The organism is Halobaculum magnesiiphilum, assembly GCF_019823105.1.
Classification (GTDB): domain Archaea; phylum Halobacteriota; class Halobacteria; order Halobacteriales; family Haloferacaceae; genus Halobaculum; species Halobaculum magnesiiphilum.
Window position 1 is genome coordinate 32,968 of sequence record NZ_CP081959.1, and the last position, 16,357, is coordinate 49,324.

The 16,357-nt window shown below is 58.3% G+C and carries 17 protein-coding genes and 5 pseudogenes; 8 read left to right on the plus strand and 14 right to left on the minus strand.

Translation table 11 applies throughout. The features are described 5' to 3' along the window. Positions 1 to 124: 124 nt before the first annotated feature. Positions 125 to 1,204: a transcription initiation factor IIB gene (locus tag K6T50_RS15395; protein WP_222609066.1), complete on the minus strand. Its 1,080-nt coding sequence runs from the start codon at positions 1,202 to 1,204 to the stop codon at positions 125 to 127. Between the two features lie 621 nt (positions 1,205 to 1,825). Beyond that, positions 1,826 to 2,407, minus strand: coding sequence for a hypothetical protein (locus K6T50_RS15400; RefSeq protein WP_222609067.1), 582 nt, complete (start codon positions 2,405 to 2,407; stop codon positions 1,826 to 1,828). A gap of 350 nt (positions 2,408 to 2,757) precedes the next feature. Here K6T50_RS15400 and K6T50_RS15405 point away from each other — a divergent pair, with 350 nt between their 5' ends. Beyond that, a complete protein-coding gene (locus K6T50_RS15405) occupies positions 2,758 to 3,540 on the plus strand; it encodes an HFX_2341 family transcriptional regulator domain-containing protein (RefSeq protein WP_225935443.1) in 783 nt (260 codons plus the stop codon). Positions 3,541 to 3,625: 85 nt separating this feature from the next. Here the strand turns inward: K6T50_RS15405 and K6T50_RS15410 are convergent, their stop codons facing one another. The 3 genes and pseudogenes from K6T50_RS15410 to K6T50_RS18975 form a co-directional block, all read right to left on the minus strand. Further along, positions 3,626 to 4,198 carry a hypothetical protein gene (locus K6T50_RS15410; protein WP_222609068.1) on the minus strand — a complete coding sequence of 191 codons (573 nt, stop codon included), beginning with the start codon at positions 4,196 to 4,198 and terminating at the stop codon, positions 3,626 to 3,628. Next, a complete protein-coding gene (locus tag K6T50_RS15415) occupies positions 4,195 to 4,560 on the minus strand; it encodes a hypothetical protein (protein WP_222609069.1) in 366 nt (121 codons plus the stop codon). The genes K6T50_RS15410 and K6T50_RS15415 overlap by 4 nt, the downstream gene beginning before the upstream one ends. Before the next feature lie 87 nt (positions 4,561 to 4,647). Further along, a pseudogene (locus tag K6T50_RS18975) lies at positions 4,648 to 4,934 on the minus strand (DUF8158 family protein); the annotation flags it as partial. A gap of 3 nt (positions 4,935 to 4,937) precedes the next feature. On the opposite strand from K6T50_RS18975, the pseudogene K6T50_RS15420 reads away from it, so the two are divergent. Next, positions 4,938 to 5,141: pseudogene (locus K6T50_RS15420) on the plus strand (hypothetical protein); the annotation flags it as partial. Between the two features lie 349 nt (positions 5,142 to 5,490). On the opposite strand, the gene K6T50_RS15425 reads toward K6T50_RS15420, so the two are convergent. Beyond that, complete coding sequence (locus K6T50_RS15425) at positions 5,491 to 6,924, minus strand: Cdc6/Cdc18 family protein (RefSeq protein WP_222609070.1); 1,434 nt, start codon at positions 6,922 to 6,924, stop codon at positions 5,491 to 5,493. A gap of 812 nt (positions 6,925 to 7,736) precedes the next feature. On the opposite strand from K6T50_RS15425, the pseudogene K6T50_RS18980 reads away from it, so the two are divergent. Continuing rightward, positions 7,737 to 7,877 (plus strand): annotated as a pseudogene (locus K6T50_RS18980) (cell division control protein Cdc6); the annotation flags it as partial. A gap of 29 nt (positions 7,878 to 7,906) precedes the next feature. Here K6T50_RS18980 and K6T50_RS15430 read toward each other — a convergent pair. After that, a complete protein-coding gene (locus K6T50_RS15430) occupies positions 7,907 to 8,230 on the minus strand; it encodes a DUF6788 family protein (RefSeq protein ID WP_222609071.1) in 324 nt (107 codons plus the stop codon). A gap of 135 nt (positions 8,231 to 8,365) precedes the next feature. Between K6T50_RS15430 and K6T50_RS15435 the strand changes: the two genes are divergently transcribed. Next, complete coding sequence (locus K6T50_RS15435) at positions 8,366 to 8,908, plus strand: hypothetical protein (RefSeq protein WP_222609072.1); 543 nt, start codon at positions 8,366 to 8,368, stop codon at positions 8,906 to 8,908. Positions 8,909 to 8,924: 16 nt separating this feature from the next. On the opposite strand, the gene K6T50_RS15440 is transcribed toward K6T50_RS15435, so the two are convergent. Then, on the minus strand, positions 8,925 to 9,338 hold the full coding sequence (locus K6T50_RS15440; protein WP_222609073.1) for a MarR family winged helix-turn-helix transcriptional regulator: 414 nt from the start codon (positions 9,336 to 9,338) through the stop codon (positions 8,925 to 8,927). Between the two features lie 68 nt (positions 9,339 to 9,406). Continuing rightward, positions 9,407 to 10,225 carry a hypothetical protein gene (locus K6T50_RS15445; protein ID WP_222609074.1) on the minus strand — a complete coding sequence of 273 codons (819 nt, stop codon included), beginning with the start codon at positions 10,223 to 10,225 and terminating at the stop codon, positions 9,407 to 9,409. A gap of 228 nt (positions 10,226 to 10,453) precedes the next feature. Between K6T50_RS15445 and K6T50_RS15450 the strand changes: the two genes are divergently transcribed. Together K6T50_RS15450 and K6T50_RS15455 are read left to right on the plus strand one after the other, a co-directional pair. Next, positions 10,454 to 11,125: a helix-turn-helix domain-containing protein gene (locus K6T50_RS15450; protein WP_222609075.1), complete on the plus strand. Its 672-nt coding sequence runs from the start codon at positions 10,454 to 10,456 to the stop codon at positions 11,123 to 11,125. After that, positions 11,122 to 11,817, plus strand: a complete 696-nt coding sequence (locus tag K6T50_RS15455) for a nucleotidyltransferase domain-containing protein (RefSeq protein WP_222609076.1) — start codon at positions 11,122 to 11,124, stop codon at positions 11,815 to 11,817. Before K6T50_RS15450 ends, K6T50_RS15455 begins: the two co-directional genes overlap by 4 nt. 124 nt (positions 11,818 to 11,941) lie before the next feature. Here the strand turns inward: K6T50_RS15455 and K6T50_RS15460 are convergent, their stop codons facing one another. Both K6T50_RS15460 and K6T50_RS15465 read right to left on the minus strand, forming a co-directional pair. Next, positions 11,942 to 12,871, minus strand: a complete 930-nt coding sequence (locus K6T50_RS15460; RefSeq protein ID WP_222609077.1) for a M78 family metallopeptidase domain-containing protein — start codon at positions 12,869 to 12,871, stop codon at positions 11,942 to 11,944. An 87-nt stretch (positions 12,872 to 12,958) separates the two neighbouring features. Continuing rightward, the gene (locus tag K6T50_RS15465; protein ID WP_049987709.1) at positions 12,959 to 13,306 is read right to left on the minus strand and encodes a DUF8013 domain-containing protein; all 348 of its coding nucleotides are present in this window, start codon (positions 13,304 to 13,306) and stop codon (positions 12,959 to 12,961) included. A gap of 212 nt (positions 13,307 to 13,518) precedes the next feature. Here K6T50_RS15465 and K6T50_RS15470 point away from each other — a divergent pair, with 212 nt between their 5' ends. Further along, positions 13,519 to 14,844, plus strand: coding sequence for a hypothetical protein (locus tag K6T50_RS15470; protein ID WP_049987710.1), 1,326 nt, complete (start codon positions 13,519 to 13,521; stop codon positions 14,842 to 14,844). 115 nt (positions 14,845 to 14,959) lie between these two features. Then, complete coding sequence (locus tag K6T50_RS15475) at positions 14,960 to 15,265, plus strand: putative quinol monooxygenase (protein ID WP_004054295.1); 306 nt, start codon at positions 14,960 to 14,962, stop codon at positions 15,263 to 15,265. Positions 15,266 to 15,362: 97 nt separating this feature from the next. On the opposite strand, the pseudogene K6T50_RS15480 reads toward K6T50_RS15475, so the two are convergent. The 3 genes and pseudogenes from K6T50_RS15480 to K6T50_RS15490 all read right to left on the minus strand — a co-directional run. Then, positions 15,363 to 15,515 (minus strand): annotated as a pseudogene (locus K6T50_RS15480) (DJ-1/PfpI family protein); the annotation flags it as partial. Next, positions 15,475 to 15,966, minus strand: a pseudogene (locus tag K6T50_RS18985) (DUF6610 family protein); the annotation flags it as partial. The pseudogenes K6T50_RS18985 and K6T50_RS15480, both read right to left, overlap by 41 nt. Before the next feature lie 124 nt (positions 15,967 to 16,090). Continuing rightward, complete coding sequence (locus K6T50_RS15490) at positions 16,091 to 16,357, minus strand: hypothetical protein (protein WP_135536620.1); 267 nt, start codon at positions 16,355 to 16,357, stop codon at positions 16,091 to 16,093.

Genomic DNA, 16,357 nt, shown 5'->3' on the forward strand with positions numbered 1-16,357 from the left:
ATACAGGTGTTAGTGAGGTGGTGGCTGCGCGCGCAGCGACCGCAGGGAGCGAGCACGGAGCGGTGGGTGGGGCGGAGGGGCGCCCACGGGCGGTGGTCGCCATAAAAACGGGGGAGTGCCCCGCTCAGCGCAGGGTGTCCCGTTCCGCCTCGAGGCCGACACCTGGGTCGTCGGTGCCGTGTTTGTCCTTGTAGGCGTCGACGAGCTCCCGACTGTACCGCGCGATCCGGTTTCGGGACGTCGGTACGATCGTGCTCGCCGCCACGGCGACCTGCTCCTGGGTGAGATGCTTGCGCGAGAGCAGCCGATCCGCCGCGTACAGCGCCGACGCCGCGACGGTACACCGTGGCGTTCCCGGTCCGACCGGCACCTGATCGCCGAGTTTCATCAGGTGTTGGGCCAGCCGCCACGTCCGCACGGCTCGCGCCCCGGGGATAGTGTCGTCATCGAGCGCGTCGACGACCGCCATCACGGCGTTGGGCCTGATGAGTGGCGCGTCGAACCCGCATTCACACCGGATCTTCCGCGCCGCAGCGCACACCCGCTCGTGGGGCGCTTTGGTGTGGGTCGCGACCGCGACGTCGATCTCGTCCCGGTTGACCGATGAGGCTCGCGCGGCCAGGAGGACGGCGCCGCCGGCGAGTGCCTCCCAAGCCATCCGCCCGCCCGGCAGCCGCGCTTCCGAGGCGCTCCGGAGGAACTGTGCCGCCATCTTGACGACGTGGTCCGGCAAGCTCAGATTGCCGCCGATCATCTCGACGTCCCGCAGCCCCTCGTTGAGTCGCTTCGTTCGCTTGCGCTTCTCGCCGAACTGCATCCGCTTGTGCCACTTGCGGAGGCGCTGGACCTTCTCCCACTGCTCGTTGCTCAGGGGATTTCCGTGACCGTCGGTGTTCCGCCCAATCTTCGTGTGCAGGCCCTTGTCCGTCCGCAGCGGGTCCACCGCCTCGATGCTCTGGTCGGCGTCTCCGACCAGGCCCAGGTCGTTCAGCGTCGGGCTCAGGTCGACCCACTCGTCGGCGACGATCAGCCCACAGTCCGTGCAGAACGACTGGTCGTCTTCGGTGATCACCTGGCCCTCACACTCCGGGCAGGCCGACCGCCCCGACGGCTCGTGTTCGACCGTCGGCTCGTGACCGCGTTCCTCGGTAGTCGTACTCTGTACGTCCGAAACCGTCTTTTCGCTCGCGTTGTTACTCGGCATTGCAGTCTCCTGAAGGCGCTCACCACAGCGCCCGACACCGCGGCCCCAAACCGCGGTTCCCTCGACGTCACGACCGACAGAGCCGTCTGCGCGCTCTCGCTCGCGCCTTCGCGAGCGCCCTCCTGGGCGCGAGCGAGAGCGCGCCCGCACGGAGGGGCAACAACCAGCGCCGCGCGCCGACCCGCCCGGAGCGAGCGACCAGCAGAGAAAGCGTGGGGGGTGAGCAGCCACGCCGCGCAGCCCCCCGCGCTTTCCCGCTGGCGTCGAGGGCACATTCATTTTAGCCCGGAACGGGCGCGGGCGGTGCGGAGAGCGCCCGCACGCCCGGAATGGTCGGTCGCGAGCGACGCGGAGGGCGGCAGCGGCGAGCGGCGCGAACCGTTCGAGACACACCGGACAGCCGATGTCGTCGATGAGTAAGCAGGCCACTACCTGGCGGACTCAGAAAGGGCGAGGCCGCCTCGGTCGTTCCCCGACCCCGCAAGCACCGCAGCCACGAGACGCGCAGCGTGGGTCGCGGGGCGTCGAGCGGCCGAGGGCTTTCCTAATCGGTTGCTTCCGGACTCAAAACCACATACGAGAGTCTATCGACGCAGCTGTCTCAACAGTAGGGCGTAGGCCCTACTCGTCGTCGTCCTTTGCGTCTTCGACCTTCTCGAACACCACAGCGTACGCCTCCTGCGTGAAGCGATACTTGCTGGGGTCAGAGTACGGTTGAAGAACAGTTCGACCGACGACCTCGTTCACTTTCGCCTTGACCTCGTTGAAGTCGTACGGGTTGTCGACTTCCTCGAGGAGGTCTCGAGTGATTCCTTCGCGGTCGCAGACCTGGGCTACCAGCGTATGCAGCGCGCTGGTGTCTCCGAACGGGGCCGCACTTCTGGTGTCACGGTCTGCGTCGTACTCGACATCCAGGATGATCGGGTTTCGCCCACCCTGGTACTCCAGTACGAGATAGCCGTCGTCGACGAGGTCGTTCAGGAGGCGAGTATACTTGAGAGAAGTGAGTACTCGCTCCTTGTCGTCGATGGCCTCCTCAACGTCGTCTGCGTCCTCTACGTCGTCGCGGAGCGCGGGACGCTCGAACGTCTGTGGCCCATGGACGTGGGCGATCGTCTTTGCAACTCGCTGTCGTGCCGTGGTGAGTTCATCCCACGGTGTGTGTTCTGTGTCGTCGGATGGAGTGTCCGAAGTCGAACTCATACCTCAGATGCTCGCCGCCTAAGCGAAGGGTAAGGTATATCATTAGGGCCGCCAAAATCCAGGCCAAGCCCAATACCCCACCCACCGTAAGGGCCCCAAACCCCTTGACGGCGGAGCGAAGGGGTGGCTGATGGGCGAGCCGACACCGTCCTCCATGCCTGCCTGGCAGCACTCATGGAGGGAATCATTCTGTCGTCGTATCGTTCTATTAGATCGGGGTCCCCGACGTTTTCCGTTGGTACGTTAGTCGCACATAAAAACCTTATCCGTACTTCCGTACTATCGTACCGAATGGTCCGATAGTATGGTAGTAGCATAACTTTTTGTGTAGCACAGTAGTAATGCCATCTATGGGGCTGAACGTTCCTGACCGAGTCCACATTATGCCGGTTGGATACGAGTACGAACGTCTCGTTCAACCAGCCGAGGAATTCCGTGCTGATAGAGTCGTGCTGATTGGACACGAGGAAGACCAAGAAGGCGACGAGGGCGACGAACATCTACAAGCAGCTATCAATGCGCTTGAAGACCGTGGAATCGAGATCGAACCGAAAGAATGCGATATCTTTGACCTCTATTCCTCAATGGGGACGATTGCTGAATCCATTTCCGAACACCAAAGCGACGAAATCTACGTGAATGTTTCAACCGGCAGCAAGGTTACAGCGATCGCTGGGATGATCGCCTCAATGGTTTTGGAATGTACGCCATACTATGTGCGAGCTCGTGATTACGAGGATGATCCTGACGATATTCGGGGGACGACTGAGTTACCGACGTATCCGATTGATGCACCCGATTCGGAGCAAGTAGATGTGATGCAATTCATTGAACGTGTTACCGAACGAGAGGGACCTCCAACGAAAGGAGATGTGATCCATTTCAGCGAACACCTGAACCTGGACTACATTTCGCGAAACGTCGCTGGAAAAGGCAAATACCGGCTGTTAGATGCTCATATTGTTGAGCCGCTTAAACAGCGAGGCTACATCGCCGAATCAAAGCAGGGTCGAAATAAGATCCTTACCCTTACTGAGGATGGTCGCGCAGCCCTGGAAGCGTTTAGATGGTTGATTGACCGAGATATCGACTGGGACGAAATTGAGGATGTTGTAGACAAAGAGAGCGAATAACTCCTCCTGATATTGACTATAGGTATTTCTATAGGAATAGCTAAACCATAGGGCAGTACAACAACCTACAGCCCACGAAACTGAACTACTCCTCAAGGCGGTCTCGGACTTGGGCAACGTACGGACTGGTATCCCAGCTTCGATGCGGACTAATCACGGAAAGCAGCGTCCTCGCCGCGTCGTCGGTCAGATGGCCGTTCCGGGCGTACTCACTGATGAGCCGCGGTGTCGGCACGATCCGTGGTCCCTGTAGCACCGCGTGGATAAGCGGGAAATTCGTCCCGCCGAACTCGTCGGTGAGAAAGCCGTCGACGTCACGTGTGTTCGCGAGCACGATCCCGTCGGTTTCGCCGTCGTCGAGACCGAACGTCGGCCGCGAGTCCGGGGTTTCGGTACGCTCGTAGGGATCCTCGACGGCGTAGAAGTCACGAGCTGCGAGCACGTTCGTCGCTGCGGCGCCGTGGATATCCTGATACTGGGTAAGATCCTGAAGTTCGGTGACAACCTCCGGAGGCACGAACACGTCACAGGAGGTGAGCAGATACTGGAGCGGGTCGGGCTCGATGGCAGTATCGTACGTGTCGTCGGCCCGCGGTACGGCCAGACTGACCAGTGCGCTCGTATCAGCGACGATCGTCCGCAGTCGCCGCTCACTCATCGCTCGTCGGCAGTAGTGTCAACTGTCACCGCGTCTTCACCATAGATGTCGACGTCCTCAGGGGCCGCGAGATCAAGTGGCTCGTCGTCGAGGTCCGCCTTGAGCAGCCGCAGCCGCTGAGCAGTTTCGGCGCCGACCAGCTGCTTGACGGTCTCGAACTCCAGCTGGTCGTCGTAGTACTTCGTCGCGACCAGCTCTTGGAACGTCTCGCTGTCGGCGGTTTCCTCGATATATTCACGGATGGCCTCGACAAGCAGGTCCGTCCGATCCTTATCGAAGAGGTCAGCAATCGCGTCAAGCCGGTCGACGAGATACTCCGGGGACTGGAAGTGAACGCGTCGCGGCTCGTCACTCGAACTCATTCTATGTGCATATCTTGCACATAGAGTGATAACCGTTTCGGCGTCTGCACACAGCTTGCACATCGAGGGGTGAAATCAAGAATCGTCCTATCGTGCGTTCAGCTCTTCAAGCACCTGGACAGCCGTTGTCCCGATTCGAACGCCGTCGATGTTGTCGACGTCGAGGCCCGCCGTCGCAGTTCGAAACGGATAGGCGTCGACGAGTACTCGCTGGATAATGGTTCAGACAGTCTCAGAGCCATATCTGTCGACGACAGTCGTCATCGCTTCGTCCAGGTGGGCGTCTTGGTGGTCCTCCCGTGGTGGCCGTTCGAGGACGAGTTCGACGACGTTATCGACCGATTGGTGTCAGGGTTCCCAGTACGTTCCCGAACATGTACGTGGTCGTCGACGACGAGAAATCCTCACGAGACTGTGTCGCGCTCGCCCACGAAGCGATCGAGACCTATGACGCCGCGTACTATGAGACTCAACTCGTCAGAGCTGTCGAGAGCGTGCTGTCTCCCCTGGGGTGGGATCGGACCGTTATTCGACGGAAATTCGATGAAACTCGTGTCCGCGGAATCACGGACTGGACCTGACCAGCCCCCGTTTTTCGAGTTGTAAATGGGATAGGGGTACGGTGGACACCCCTATTTCGTGTTGTAAGACACCCCTATTTCGTGTTGTAAATATGCCGCATACGCCCTCTACAGCCCATCTATCCGGTATTCTAGCTTTACGGACGATGTCCACAGTTGCCTACTCGGAACGAAGGCAGCTGCGGATCGCGATGAGCATCCACTTGTGAGTACATCGCAAAAACACACCCCCCTATTTCGAGTTGTAACGCGAACGGCCGCTTCTGTATCGAAGATCGATATCCGAGACACACCCCTATTTCGAGTTGTAAACGAAAGGGGGGTCAAATTGGAGGCCTCAGTAGGGACTCTAGTTCAGGAACCCGTTCATTTTCGATTTCGCGATAGAGCGCATCATCTCTTCTTCTTGTTCCAGGTTAGCAAAACGATCGTCCTCTAGGATTCGTTCCATAATCGACTCAGGGTCTTCAGCGAGGTCGAAGTGCATGTGGATACCTTTTCCCCGTCCTCGGCCACGACGGTCGAACTCAAGGATGCCATAGGTCGCCTGTTCAGTAACATGGTTCACGAAGGTTTCTCGGCCATAGGAATCAGCTCCGAGAGTGTCACAGACGAACTGGTAGAGGCTGTAGGAGGGTCCGGCCGGAATCCAGTCCACACTGGCATTTGAGTAGTGGTCTGTCGCAGCAACGGCGAAGATACAGAGCTTCTTTTGCGTCGAGAGTCCACCGATATGCCGTAATTTCCGATCGGAGTCATATCGGTCCTGGGCAGTCCGGACGTGTGATTCTTCGACACGCTCGTCTCCCTGTTTATCGGCTAATTCCCCGGACCACCGAAGCAGATCGATAGCCTTCCGTGCATCACCGTGCGTCTGAGATCCGAACGCGGCGACGAGTGGGACGACGTCATCCGCGAGCGCCTCAGGCTTGAAGGCGTCTTCACGATTGCGGAGGATATGTCGAAGCTGCGTTGCGTCGTAATCCTCGAAGAAGATCTCGTCTGGATTGAATGAACTATTCGCGCGACTATTGAGATCAGACATGAAATCGACGTAGTTGGTTATCGCAGTGACGGAAACGGGGCCATCAAACCGGCCGAGGTCTCGAGCCCGCGAGAGTTGGTAGAGGAGTGAATTATATTCTGGTTCCGAGTATGGGCCGTCGAGCATGTCGACCTCGTCTAAGACGAAAATTACGCCGTCATAGTGTTCGCGCATGATTTCCCACAGGCGCTCGAGTTTCTGGTCTGTCGAGACCCCACTCTCGGGAACTCCCGGTTCTTCATCGATATTTGCCGTCGCTTCTTGAATGAGACGATAGACTGCACGACTGGTCGTACCTGGGCCCTCGCAGTTTATTGAAAACACACCGAACCGCATTCCCTGAGCCTCACTCAGCTCGACGATTTTCTTACAGACAGCATGGATAATCAGGGATTTCCCCGTTCCAGACGGCCCAGTCAGCAACATCTCCGGAATGCCGTGGTTCTGGAGAGCGGGTTTGAGATTTGTGATGACGGTCTTCAACTGCTCATCGCGACCAACGATCCGATCTTCGTCGATTATCGTATCCGGACGAACCAAATCCTTGTTTTCGAAGACAGTCTCAACAGATTCAGATTGGAGCTCGTCCATAATCGAGATCCCGCTACCAGAATCGTCGAGCGTAGTTTGACTGCTGGTAGACTCCTCGGAGTTACTCTCTCCGTGCTCTCCGGGAACCTCCGTTATAGATTCAGACTGTTCCGTCTGGTTATCTGTAACCGGCGATTCATCACCCATACCCCAATCCTCTGGGGGCCTACTATAAATAAGTAAAGGCAACCTATTTCGATTTGTAATCTCGAAGATTCACCCGGTGGAGTTACTGAGTCGGCAGTCTCCTCATTCTAAGTGTCGAACCGATTTCGATACAGAGACGCACCCCTATTTCGAGTTGTATAGTCGTGTCAAATATTAAATTGAATCTAGCAACACACCCCTTTTTCGAGTTGTAACGGATTGGGGGCTTCTAACACGGTTTCGAGATATTCTCGACGCCCAGTCGTGTCATATCAATAGTATTGGTCGGAAGTAGTTCAGCCCACCCGTCGAGAACCCACCCAAGAGAAGTCACGAACCATCCTCGAAGACCAGCTTGACCACTACTCCACGGGAGAGTCCCCACACCCCCACCCCTTTTTCGAGTTGTAACAGAACAAGGGTGGGGTGGGGAGAGAAAGCCGAAGAAGGCACAAACAACTCGAATAGCCGGTTTTAGAGGTATCACGCCTCCTTACCACGAAATTCTACATAAGACTATAAGATAGGAACCTTTATATCCTATGGTAGCAAACAACATCCGCATTAGGTGATTCTCACGAACGATACGTAAGGAAGCTTACGTATCCGTGAGTAGTAGGATCGACATGGGTTTGTTCGAGGAACACCGTAAGAATCGCTGTTTGAAGCTCTCTACCGCAGATTCGTGGTGTTTCGATCTCGTCTAACAGCTCATCTGTCCCTCCCGCTGTTGTGCGTTACAACTCGAAAAAGGGGTGGGGGTGTCACCCACCTCTCGAGGCAGGGTCTCGCTCGAGTTTAAATACCAATTCATTACCTACCTACGACCTGCACTCCAAGGGGATCGTCCACTAAATATGCTCCTCTACAGCCCGTCAGGGACGGGGAAGTCGCTCATCATCAACGCCGTTTGTCAGCAGGTTCTCGAACCCGCGAATCCACAGAGTGACCGATCTACCACGAGTTGTCGGCAGAGTTCGTCTTATTCGTCGGGATTGACTGGCGATTTATATTTTGACTTGATTTTTTCTCCCTCCCGCCACTGCCAGTAGTAGTATCGGTTGTCGTTGATCTCCTTGATCGTGATTGTGGCTTTCGACGGGACGTCGTCCGGGAGATCATTCGGCCGATCCTCGATCTCGTCCTCCTCCGATTCTTCCTTGAGGCGGGCCTCGCGAGCTTTGTGCTCGGCCAGTTCCTCGGCGTAGCGGGCAACGTGCTGGAGCTGGTCTGGGGAGTATCCGTTGAGCGTATCGACAATGTCTGTCGGGAGTTCCGTTGGCGGCGTCGGTGGTTCGTAGGACATTGGCCGTTCTGCGTTAACCAACACTGGTGGTAGGAACATAGTTTTGTTGGTTAAATTTGTCCAGATTCGATTTCTCTCCCGCTCGGTGACAACGCGGCCGATGATTTACGGTTGAGGGCCTAAAACCGATAGCTAATGTCGAATGGGCTGGGAGCCGGTTTCTTCGGGTTAACGCTCTTGGCGATCCTCCTGGGACTGGCTGCGGTCCTCTCCCTAATATTGATCGGTGTGGTCGGGTTTCGACGACGGACAGGAACCGTCCCCCAACTCCTCAAATACGTCTCGATTGCCGTGCTCGGCGGCGTCCTTCTGGTTGCTGGGTTTGGCGTGCTGGCGATGTACGATGAAGCAGTCCTCCTCGCCGTCCTATTCTTGACGATCGTCTTCGTGCCGCTCGCCGCAGTCGGCATCTACCTGCACCAGACAACCGAGCTAACCCGGGTGGATGCCCTTGTGACCACCGGCTTAGCGTGGAGTCTCCCGTTCGTAATCGGTGTGGGCGTCACGTTCGGCCTCACGATTGGCGTCAGTTCGACGTTTGATCTGGCACCCGTCGAGTCACAACGGCTGGTGGTGGTCTGGATCGCCATGCTCGTCGGTGGGGCTGTCATCGTGATCGGTTCGGTTTTCCTCGGCAAGTACCTCAGTCAGTCGTTCACCCCGCCACGCCCCGTGTGACTCCTGCGATAGTGAGTCACGTCTCGCCGGGACGTGGCGCGTTCTCGTACTTGACCATCTTCTCGGGCTTGTCGGAAATCAACTCGTAAATTTGCTGGAGCGTCTCCTCCGCGGCGAGCAGATTGTGCTCTTCCAGGAACTTGCGTCCCGCCTCGGTGAGCCCGTAAAACTTCCAGGGGTAGCCCTGTCGGCGCTGGTCATCGTCCAGGGCGACCTCCGTGACGAACCCGGCGTCGATGAGCTTCTGGATGTGCTTGTAGACCGTGGCCTCGCTGACGCTCGGGTTGAGTTCCTCAAGTTCGTACATCGAGGGGAGCTGCTGTGGATGACCGAGAATATCGCTGATGAGCGAAAACCGCGTCTGTTGAGTCACGAAATGGACGAGGTCCCGTGTTGCCGATTCGGTTCCGTTCCCCAACCGACTGTCCATATCTTTGCGTTCAACGGGGAGCGGCAAAGTAGTTTACTCTCGACTAAACTACCCGAGGATCAGTGACGCTATGACCTCGAGGGGAGGCGCCCATCAGGTCGTGGGACCCGCCCCCGCTTGATCTCCTGATCGACTCGCCGGAGGTGTTTACAGCCGCCCTCGGGCGTACGCTTCCGCCAGTCCGGACACGTACACGACTCGCTTATTACGTCGACTTCATACCAGTTCCCAGACGCTGACTGAACGTCGTACTTACCGCCTTTTTCGAGCAACGAGACGTTCATCTCTTCGTCGACAGCACGTCTGGTTCGAGGCTCGAGATCGTCCTTCGGTGTCGAATGCTCTGCGATGACCATCCGGTCGCGAACGTCGCCTGTTCGTCCCCCATCTGGCGCAACGGTGGCCGTGGGCCCCCGAATCTGATTCGCAAGCAAGGCCTCGACCGGATGCCCCTCCGGCCACAGGTAGTGGACTTCCCGCCGTTCGCGATGATCGTAGGAGCCACAGGCGGCAGCGCTCCCAGTCCAGACACGCCACGCCCCGAGTGCTGCCATCACGTCGACGATGACTCGCGGAACAGCCTCGTACTCGTCGGGGTAGAACATCCGGAAGCGAGTACACTCTTCCTGCGGCGGAACCGTCTCCCACCACTCGACGTCGTCGTCCCAGCTCTCGTACATCGCCTTGTCTTCCCCGTATCCGACAGTCACGCCGTCAATCTGCGGTATCTCCACCGATGTTTCGTCAGCCTCGTCTTCGAGCAGCCGAAGAACAGCGTACCGGAGATACTCGTGTTCCGGATGGTCTGATGATTGGGCGACCTGCTCGTGGTGCTCTGCGACTCGCTCTGCCTCGTCGAGAACGGTCGTTAGATATCGGTCGGTCATGGGTCGGTGGAGACGGGAGTGCGCCTCCGCCCCTCGGCGGGCGCTGATAGACTTAACCAACGAATAGCGGCCAATAGAATTCCCTGTTGGTTAATTCATCTCTGCTCAAATGCTGAGCCGGATCGGACTACCGGAGCCAAGAACAGTATATCTGTATAGAGATAACTCTATAGGGAATACGGGGGACAAGACTAATACAGTTAGATGCGATACCGATAACTAGCGATGATGGAGTACGTTGACGAGACCGCGGCGAAGATCATGGTCGCGGCCCGGCCGGGCGACTCGGTCCGTCGGATCGCCCAGAAGATCGACGGCTCCTACTCGTGGGTCTACGACTGGATCGAGCGGTTGGAGGACGCAGGCTTCATCCGACGTGAGGACGGCGTCTACATCGAGAATTACGCTGTCAGGGATCGTTACTACGATCTCGTCGCGGCCATTTCTCGCACTGTTCCCCCCTCGATCGACGACGGCTACGTCGTTCCGCACTTCGCGGGGATGCCCTTTGCGTACACGAAAATCGACGGCGTCTACGTCTGGACCCACGGCGGCTATCAGATCGCCCGCGGTCACGACGACTACCCGATCTTCATCCAGGTCGCCGACCAGGACGTCGAACGGTGGACGGCGTTCTTTGATGAGTTCGGGATTCCGAGCCGGATCGAAGAGCGGCCGGATGCGACCGACTCCGACGCGGCCGTCTCGTACGTGTTGTTCCCGACGAGTGGGGAGATCACTCGCGAGTGGGTTGACGGCAATCCGGTTATTCCGTTGGATGAGGCAATCGAGCACATGTTGGAGTACCGGGTGAACTACGAGCCGGCGTTGGAGATGATCGCCGACGAGTACGACCGCGATATCGACGCGTCCCACGAGGATCCGCGTCTCAATGCATGAGCCTCGGTGAACGCGAAGACGAACTACTGGATACGCTGGAGGCAGTCATCGACGCTGACCTGCCGTACGTGCTCGTCGGTGGGTGGGCGATCGCGGCGTTCAATCAACGCTTCACCACGGACGTCGACGTCGTCATTCCGGCCCAAGCGGTCGACGACTACACGGACCTTCTCACCGACCGCGGCTACGAGAAAACGGCCGATGTCGAGCGAAACGAACTCTACGAGGGCCGGACTATCCGGTTTACGAAAGATATCGGGAATCCGGTTCGGTTCGACGCGATGGTGGACGCGCTGGGCTGTCGCCAGACGGAAGCTGAGTGGTCGTATCGCTATCTGGCCCAGTACTCTGTCACCGAGGAACTGCGAACCGGGCGCCCGGTAACAGCCAGGATTCCGGAACGGGAGTTGCTGTTTGCCGTGAAACTTCACAGTGGCCGCAAGGCGGATTCCCGGGATCTGGTAGTGCTTGCTGCTGGCGCGGATTTTGACCGGATCGCGACTCATCTGCATCGCGGGGAGTCCGAGAAGCTCGCTGGTCGCATCGAGACTGTCCTCGACCGCCTCACGTCGGAGGATTTCGCGGATGCATTCAAAGGAGTCTTCGAACAGCAAACGGTTCCCGAACAGGATATCGATGCCGTCGTTGAGTTCCTTCGTGACCAGCAGCGCCGAATCGATTCTGAACTATAACATCGACTGTCGGTGGGGTATGTCTTGGGACCGATCGAAACACGCAAGGTCGGACGCCGGACGAATTAACCAACAGAGTGGGCTAGTACCCCAAGGCGTTGGTTAACAGCCGGGGAGGGGGTGTTCAGCCCTCTACAATTGTGTCGATGATCTCTTGAGCGGTCGAACTGATCCGACCGAGACGCTCCTGAATGCTCTCCGCATCGTCGTCCTGCCACGCGGCAAGATAGAACGCTGACCCGCTCGTATCCAGGTTGAAATACCGCCCGACGATGTACGCAACAGCTTCCGCTTCGACCTCGCGTTTTGCGCGCTCGGGCTCGTCGTCGCCATCGAAATGAAGCAGCGCGTGGGCGTACTCGTGAACCAATGTCACCGCGAGATCGGCCTGATTTGAGCGGGCTTTCGCTTCGACAACGGGCTGGCCCTCGTGGAGAGTCCGGTGTTTGCAGACGCCTTTCGCGTCGCCATGCTCCCACTCGGCAGCGTCGACGACACGGACGTCTATGTCGAGCGTAGTTGCTGCATCGAGGAGTGCTGGCACCAGGTCGTCGGCGTCACCAGCTGCCTCGGTTTCCAGCTCGGGGAGCGGTTCGCCCTCGGTTTGAGACACATCGAAGACGGCAGTTGGTTTGAATCCAACCAGTCCTTCGGACCACTCCTCGGCCGGTGTCTCGTCGTAGTCACAGTCGCTTTGCTCGTGGTAGCTCGGTGAGTTCTCGCACTCAGGGCACTGCTTCGTAATAATGGGTGCCCAGATCCAGATCGCCTGTTTGCCCTCTTGGACGTGCCGGTCGAACTCCGACCGCCACGTATTGTAGCCCGCTACGCGGGTTGCCTCGGGATACTGGAGCTTGATCAAGAGGGTGTTGCGATGGGAGTAGTCGTGGAATCGGGACTGGACATCGAGCCACTCCTGGAACTGTTGGCTGGCTTTTGCCTCGTCGACGTCTGCGACGAGCTCGTCGATCCAGTCTTCGATGGTACTGTGCATCTCGTCGTGTCGGGCGTCGGTCTCCTCGAACGAGACCGACGAGTCACTGGCCGTAGCCATAATATTCACCGAATCGAGTTCACGGCGATTGCGTCAGTTCAGGACGCGCCGCACCCCTTGGGGCGCACAAAAAACTCGCGGCGGCGGTCACCGCAGGACTGCTTTCTCGTCAGCGAAGCCGACCGCGACGAGGTACTCGAGGAACTCATCGAACTGCTCCACGTCGCTGGGCGTGTCGGTCGCGAGGTGTCGCGCCCACTCGGTGGCCCACTGGAACGCGGGATCAGTCCCGCCCTTCCCGTGGATGTACCACCAGCGAGCCGCTTTCAAGACGACGAGCGGGTTCGTCGGCGGCTGCTCACTTGCGAGTCCACGAGTGATTGACCGGATCTCCTCGGGAACTTCGGCGGGCTCGACCTCGCCGGATTGTGTGTTCGTGATATCGACTGGAATCGCATCGATCGAGACGTCGTTCACACGTTGTTGTTGACTCACGGGAATTCACCTCAGTCTGAAGACTCGTTATCGAGCCTTCGCCCTCTTCGGGGGCTCGAAAAACTGGACGACGGCGTCACACCGGCAGGAAGAATCCGCTCAGGGTTACGGAGTGACTCCGTCGCACCCTGTCATAGAATACGCTCGTGCCCCTCTTGGGGTGGTGTCTGCAACGGGAGTGAAATACCACCCTCTCTTACTGGCCACTACTCATGCACGAAACCGAAGAAAAGACGCTGAACAGCCTCGTACCACTCGGTCTAATTCATGCGTTTCAGAGTTGGTTTCGCGGGTTTCAGGGCCAGCGGGTCGGAGACCCGCGGCCCTGTCCGAAGTGCGGTGAAACCACGGTCTGGAAGAACGGCTACCGAACGGATCGGCTCTTCGCCATCCTCATCACCGAGGATGGCTTCGACGAGATCACTGTCGAGATTCAGCGGTATCAGTGCTCCGAGTGCAGACATTCCTACGATGGCGATATCGGGGAGCTGTTCTACGAGGACTGTGAATACGCCAAACCAGTCGTTGATCTCTGCCTGTTCCATGCGGCGAAGAATCCGTTCCACGCGTGCGAACGGATTCTTCAGAATCAGTACGGTCTCCAGGTTGACCGCGATACGATCCAACGCTATGCCGAGCTGTTCGGCGACGAAGTCGCCGAGCAGCACAGCGTCACGATTGCCGGCTGCATCCTCTCGATGAACTTCCTCTCGCTGTTGTTCGGTGTCAGCACCGTTGACGAACTCAAAACCGAGTTCGCCGACGAACTCGCTGCCGAGGACATCGACGGTCTCGTCGGGGTCGCCGACGAGACCTATCCGGCGAAGAAGGGCGCAAAGAAAGACCTCTACGAGGAAAATATGCGCCGGAAACAGGAGGGAGAAAACCCGAAGAAGTGGCCGGAAGGGTTCACTGTCGGATGTTCCTATCTGACTCAGCTGGGTTGTTTCGCCGGACTCCAGTGTCGGAACACCGCCTTCGCGCGAGCGCTGGCGCTCGCGCTCGTCTTCCCGCTCTTGGGTGTGGATTATTGGCTCACCGACGACAACGACTGCTACAACGACATCTTGCCGGATCGGGTGAAGTGTCTCGTCCACAAGCTCCGGACACGCGCTCGCAGCGACGAGCGCGTGTCCGAACTGCACGAGGCGGGCGAGTTAGAGGAGTTGCGGGAGTATCTCGAAGACGAGTACGAGACTGCGTACGAGGAGATAGTGGCGACACTCCGTGAGGAGCACCCATCGTTCTGGGACGAGGACGAAGAAGAGTTCAATGGGCCAGTGAGTACGAATGCAATCGAAGGGGGGAACTGGCGGCTGAAATACGGCCTTGGAGTCCCGTACGCGCGGTGCCATGCGGCACGCGCGCGTACATCGTTGTTGGCGCTGCGTGAATCGATGTCGACGTTCACAAACGGCGAGCCGGCGGAGAGCTTCGCTCACCGCCACGGCTCATTTAGCTTTGAGCAGGTGTTGGGTGAGTCCTCGACACAGCCGCTACCGCCCCGGAAAGAAGATCACGTAACTCAGGCGGCGTAAGAATCGGAAGGAGGAAGCAGCGGGTAAGGCTCTGCGTTTCACCCGAGTACTCCTCAGCACCTGAGCGTCTAGCATAAATAGTTATGTGAGTTGCGCACCTACCTACGGACTGGGTATGACCGACGCAAACGTCGCCCTCCTCGTTCGACTCCAAGCACAGTCCGGCAAAGAATCCGATGTCGAGGAATTCCTCCGTTCGGCACTGCCGATGGCCGAGGAAGAACCGGACACCACCACGTGGTTCGCGCTCCGCATGGACGATTCGACGTTCGGCATCTTCGACACCTTTCCGGATGAATCCGGTCGGGAAGCGCATCTCTCGGGCGAAATCGCTGCTGCCTTGGAGGAAAACGCGGACGAGCTGTTCGCAGAACCGCCGGAGATAGAAGAAGTCGACGTACTGGAGGCCAAACTCCCCTAACATCTGAAATTGGACAGACAGAAGCAGCAAAGACGAATCTCACATCTCGTTCACGAACGCCGGACGTGGCGATGGACCCTTTCGCGCTACCGCGCCGTTAGTGGCGACCTTCCTCGAACTCCTCGATGATTTTATCACAGAAGGCGGGGATGTCGTCGGGCTTGCGGCTGGTCACCAGTCCCTCGTCGACGACGACTTCCTCGTTGACCCACTCGCCGCCCGCGCCAGTCCACAGGGTCGGAGAACTCGTGGGCGAGTCGATCAGCGTAGCCGCGCGAGTAGCCGACGACGAGGTCATCAGGGATCGCGTGAATCGCCGCACGGCACTTCGGGACGATCACGAGGTCAGCCGCTGGATAGCTTCCCTGAATCTCGCGAGCGGCAGCAACGTATTCGTTGACCTCGTCGACGTCGTAGGCGTCACCGATCACGCTGACCTGTGGTTCGTACTCGAAGAAACGCTCGACGTACCGATCAAGGTCAGGATTGCGAAAGTCGTTATCCAGCATCCCGACTGGTAACTCCAAGTTTGTGTACTGGTGCTGTTGGTAGGTACAGTCCTCGCGAAAACCCGTGAGAAACCCGAGTCGGAATGCGTCAAGCGCGAAGGGAACGCGGTGAAGGAATGCTACGTGGTCGGCCTGCCGGGCTGCCGTAATTTCAGTCGCGATGCTGCTGGTCGGACGTGCTGAAAGCGCCATCTCGAATCACCCAGAAGACGCGGGAGTACTCGCCCCGCGCCCGCTCTCGGGGCGAGAAAATACCACCAGCGGACGCCACTATTAACCAACAACAGCAGCTTTACCGCTCCTGATGTTGGTTAACTCACCGGTGGTATCGAGCCTCGAGTGGGTCGATCTCTCCGGCGTGGACGAGACTCGTCTCTGAGTCCGCCTCTTCGTGAAGAAGATCGACGAGTGCGAACTGCGCGCAGGCAGTGAACGAACACGCCTCGTTCTGACACCAGACGTCGGCGTAGGCGATGTCGGTCTGCTCGCCTGCATAGACGGGTTTCCCAATACCAAGCTGCGAGTCGCAGCCGTCGCGAGGGCAGATCGGTTCGATACGCGTGAATGTGGGCGTGTCTTCCAT

Excerpts from the sequence above, each read along its gene's own strand:
- K6T50_RS15395 (WP_222609066.1), bottom strand. The coding sequence starts at position 1,204 with ATGCCGAGTAACAACGCGAGCGAAAAGACGGTTTCGGACGTACAGAGT.
- K6T50_RS15400 (WP_222609067.1), bottom strand. The coding sequence starts at position 2,407 with ATGAGTTCGACTTCGGACACTCCATCCGACGACACAGAACACACACCG.
- K6T50_RS15405 (WP_225935443.1), top strand. The coding sequence starts at position 2,758 with ATGGGGCTGAACGTTCCTGACCGAGTCCACATTATGCCGGTTGGATAC.
- K6T50_RS15410 (WP_222609068.1), bottom strand. The coding sequence starts at position 4,198 with ATGAGTGAGCGGCGACTGCGGACGATCGTCGCTGATACGAGCGCACTG.
- K6T50_RS15415 (WP_222609069.1), bottom strand. The coding sequence starts at position 4,560 with ATGAGTTCGAGTGACGAGCCGCGACGCGTTCACTTCCAGTCCCCGGAG.
- K6T50_RS15425 (WP_222609070.1), bottom strand. The coding sequence starts at position 6,924 with ATGGGTGATGAATCGCCGGTTACAGATAACCAGACGGAACAGTCTGAA.
- K6T50_RS15430 (WP_222609071.1), bottom strand. The coding sequence starts at position 8,230 with ATGTCCTACGAACCACCGACGCCGCCAACGGAACTCCCGACAGACATT.
- K6T50_RS15435 (WP_222609072.1), top strand. The coding sequence starts at position 8,366 with ATGTCGAATGGGCTGGGAGCCGGTTTCTTCGGGTTAACGCTCTTGGCG.
- K6T50_RS15440 (WP_222609073.1), bottom strand. The coding sequence starts at position 9,338 with ATGGACAGTCGGTTGGGGAACGGAACCGAATCGGCAACACGGGACCTC.
- K6T50_RS15445 (WP_222609074.1), bottom strand. The coding sequence starts at position 10,225 with ATGACCGACCGATATCTAACGACCGTTCTCGACGAGGCAGAGCGAGTC.
- K6T50_RS15450 (WP_222609075.1), top strand. The coding sequence starts at position 10,454 with ATGGAGTACGTTGACGAGACCGCGGCGAAGATCATGGTCGCGGCCCGG.
- K6T50_RS15455 (WP_222609076.1), top strand. The coding sequence starts at position 11,122 with ATGAGCCTCGGTGAACGCGAAGACGAACTACTGGATACGCTGGAGGCA.
- K6T50_RS15460 (WP_222609077.1), bottom strand. The coding sequence starts at position 12,871 with ATGGCTACGGCCAGTGACTCGTCGGTCTCGTTCGAGGAGACCGACGCC.
- K6T50_RS15470 (WP_049987710.1), top strand. The coding sequence starts at position 13,519 with ATGCACGAAACCGAAGAAAAGACGCTGAACAGCCTCGTACCACTCGGT.
- K6T50_RS15475 (WP_004054295.1), top strand. The coding sequence starts at position 14,960 with ATGACCGACGCAAACGTCGCCCTCCTCGTTCGACTCCAAGCACAGTCC.
- K6T50_RS15490 (WP_135536620.1), bottom strand. The coding sequence starts at position 16,357 with ATGGAAGACACGCCCACATTCACGCGTATCGAACCGATCTGCCCTCGC.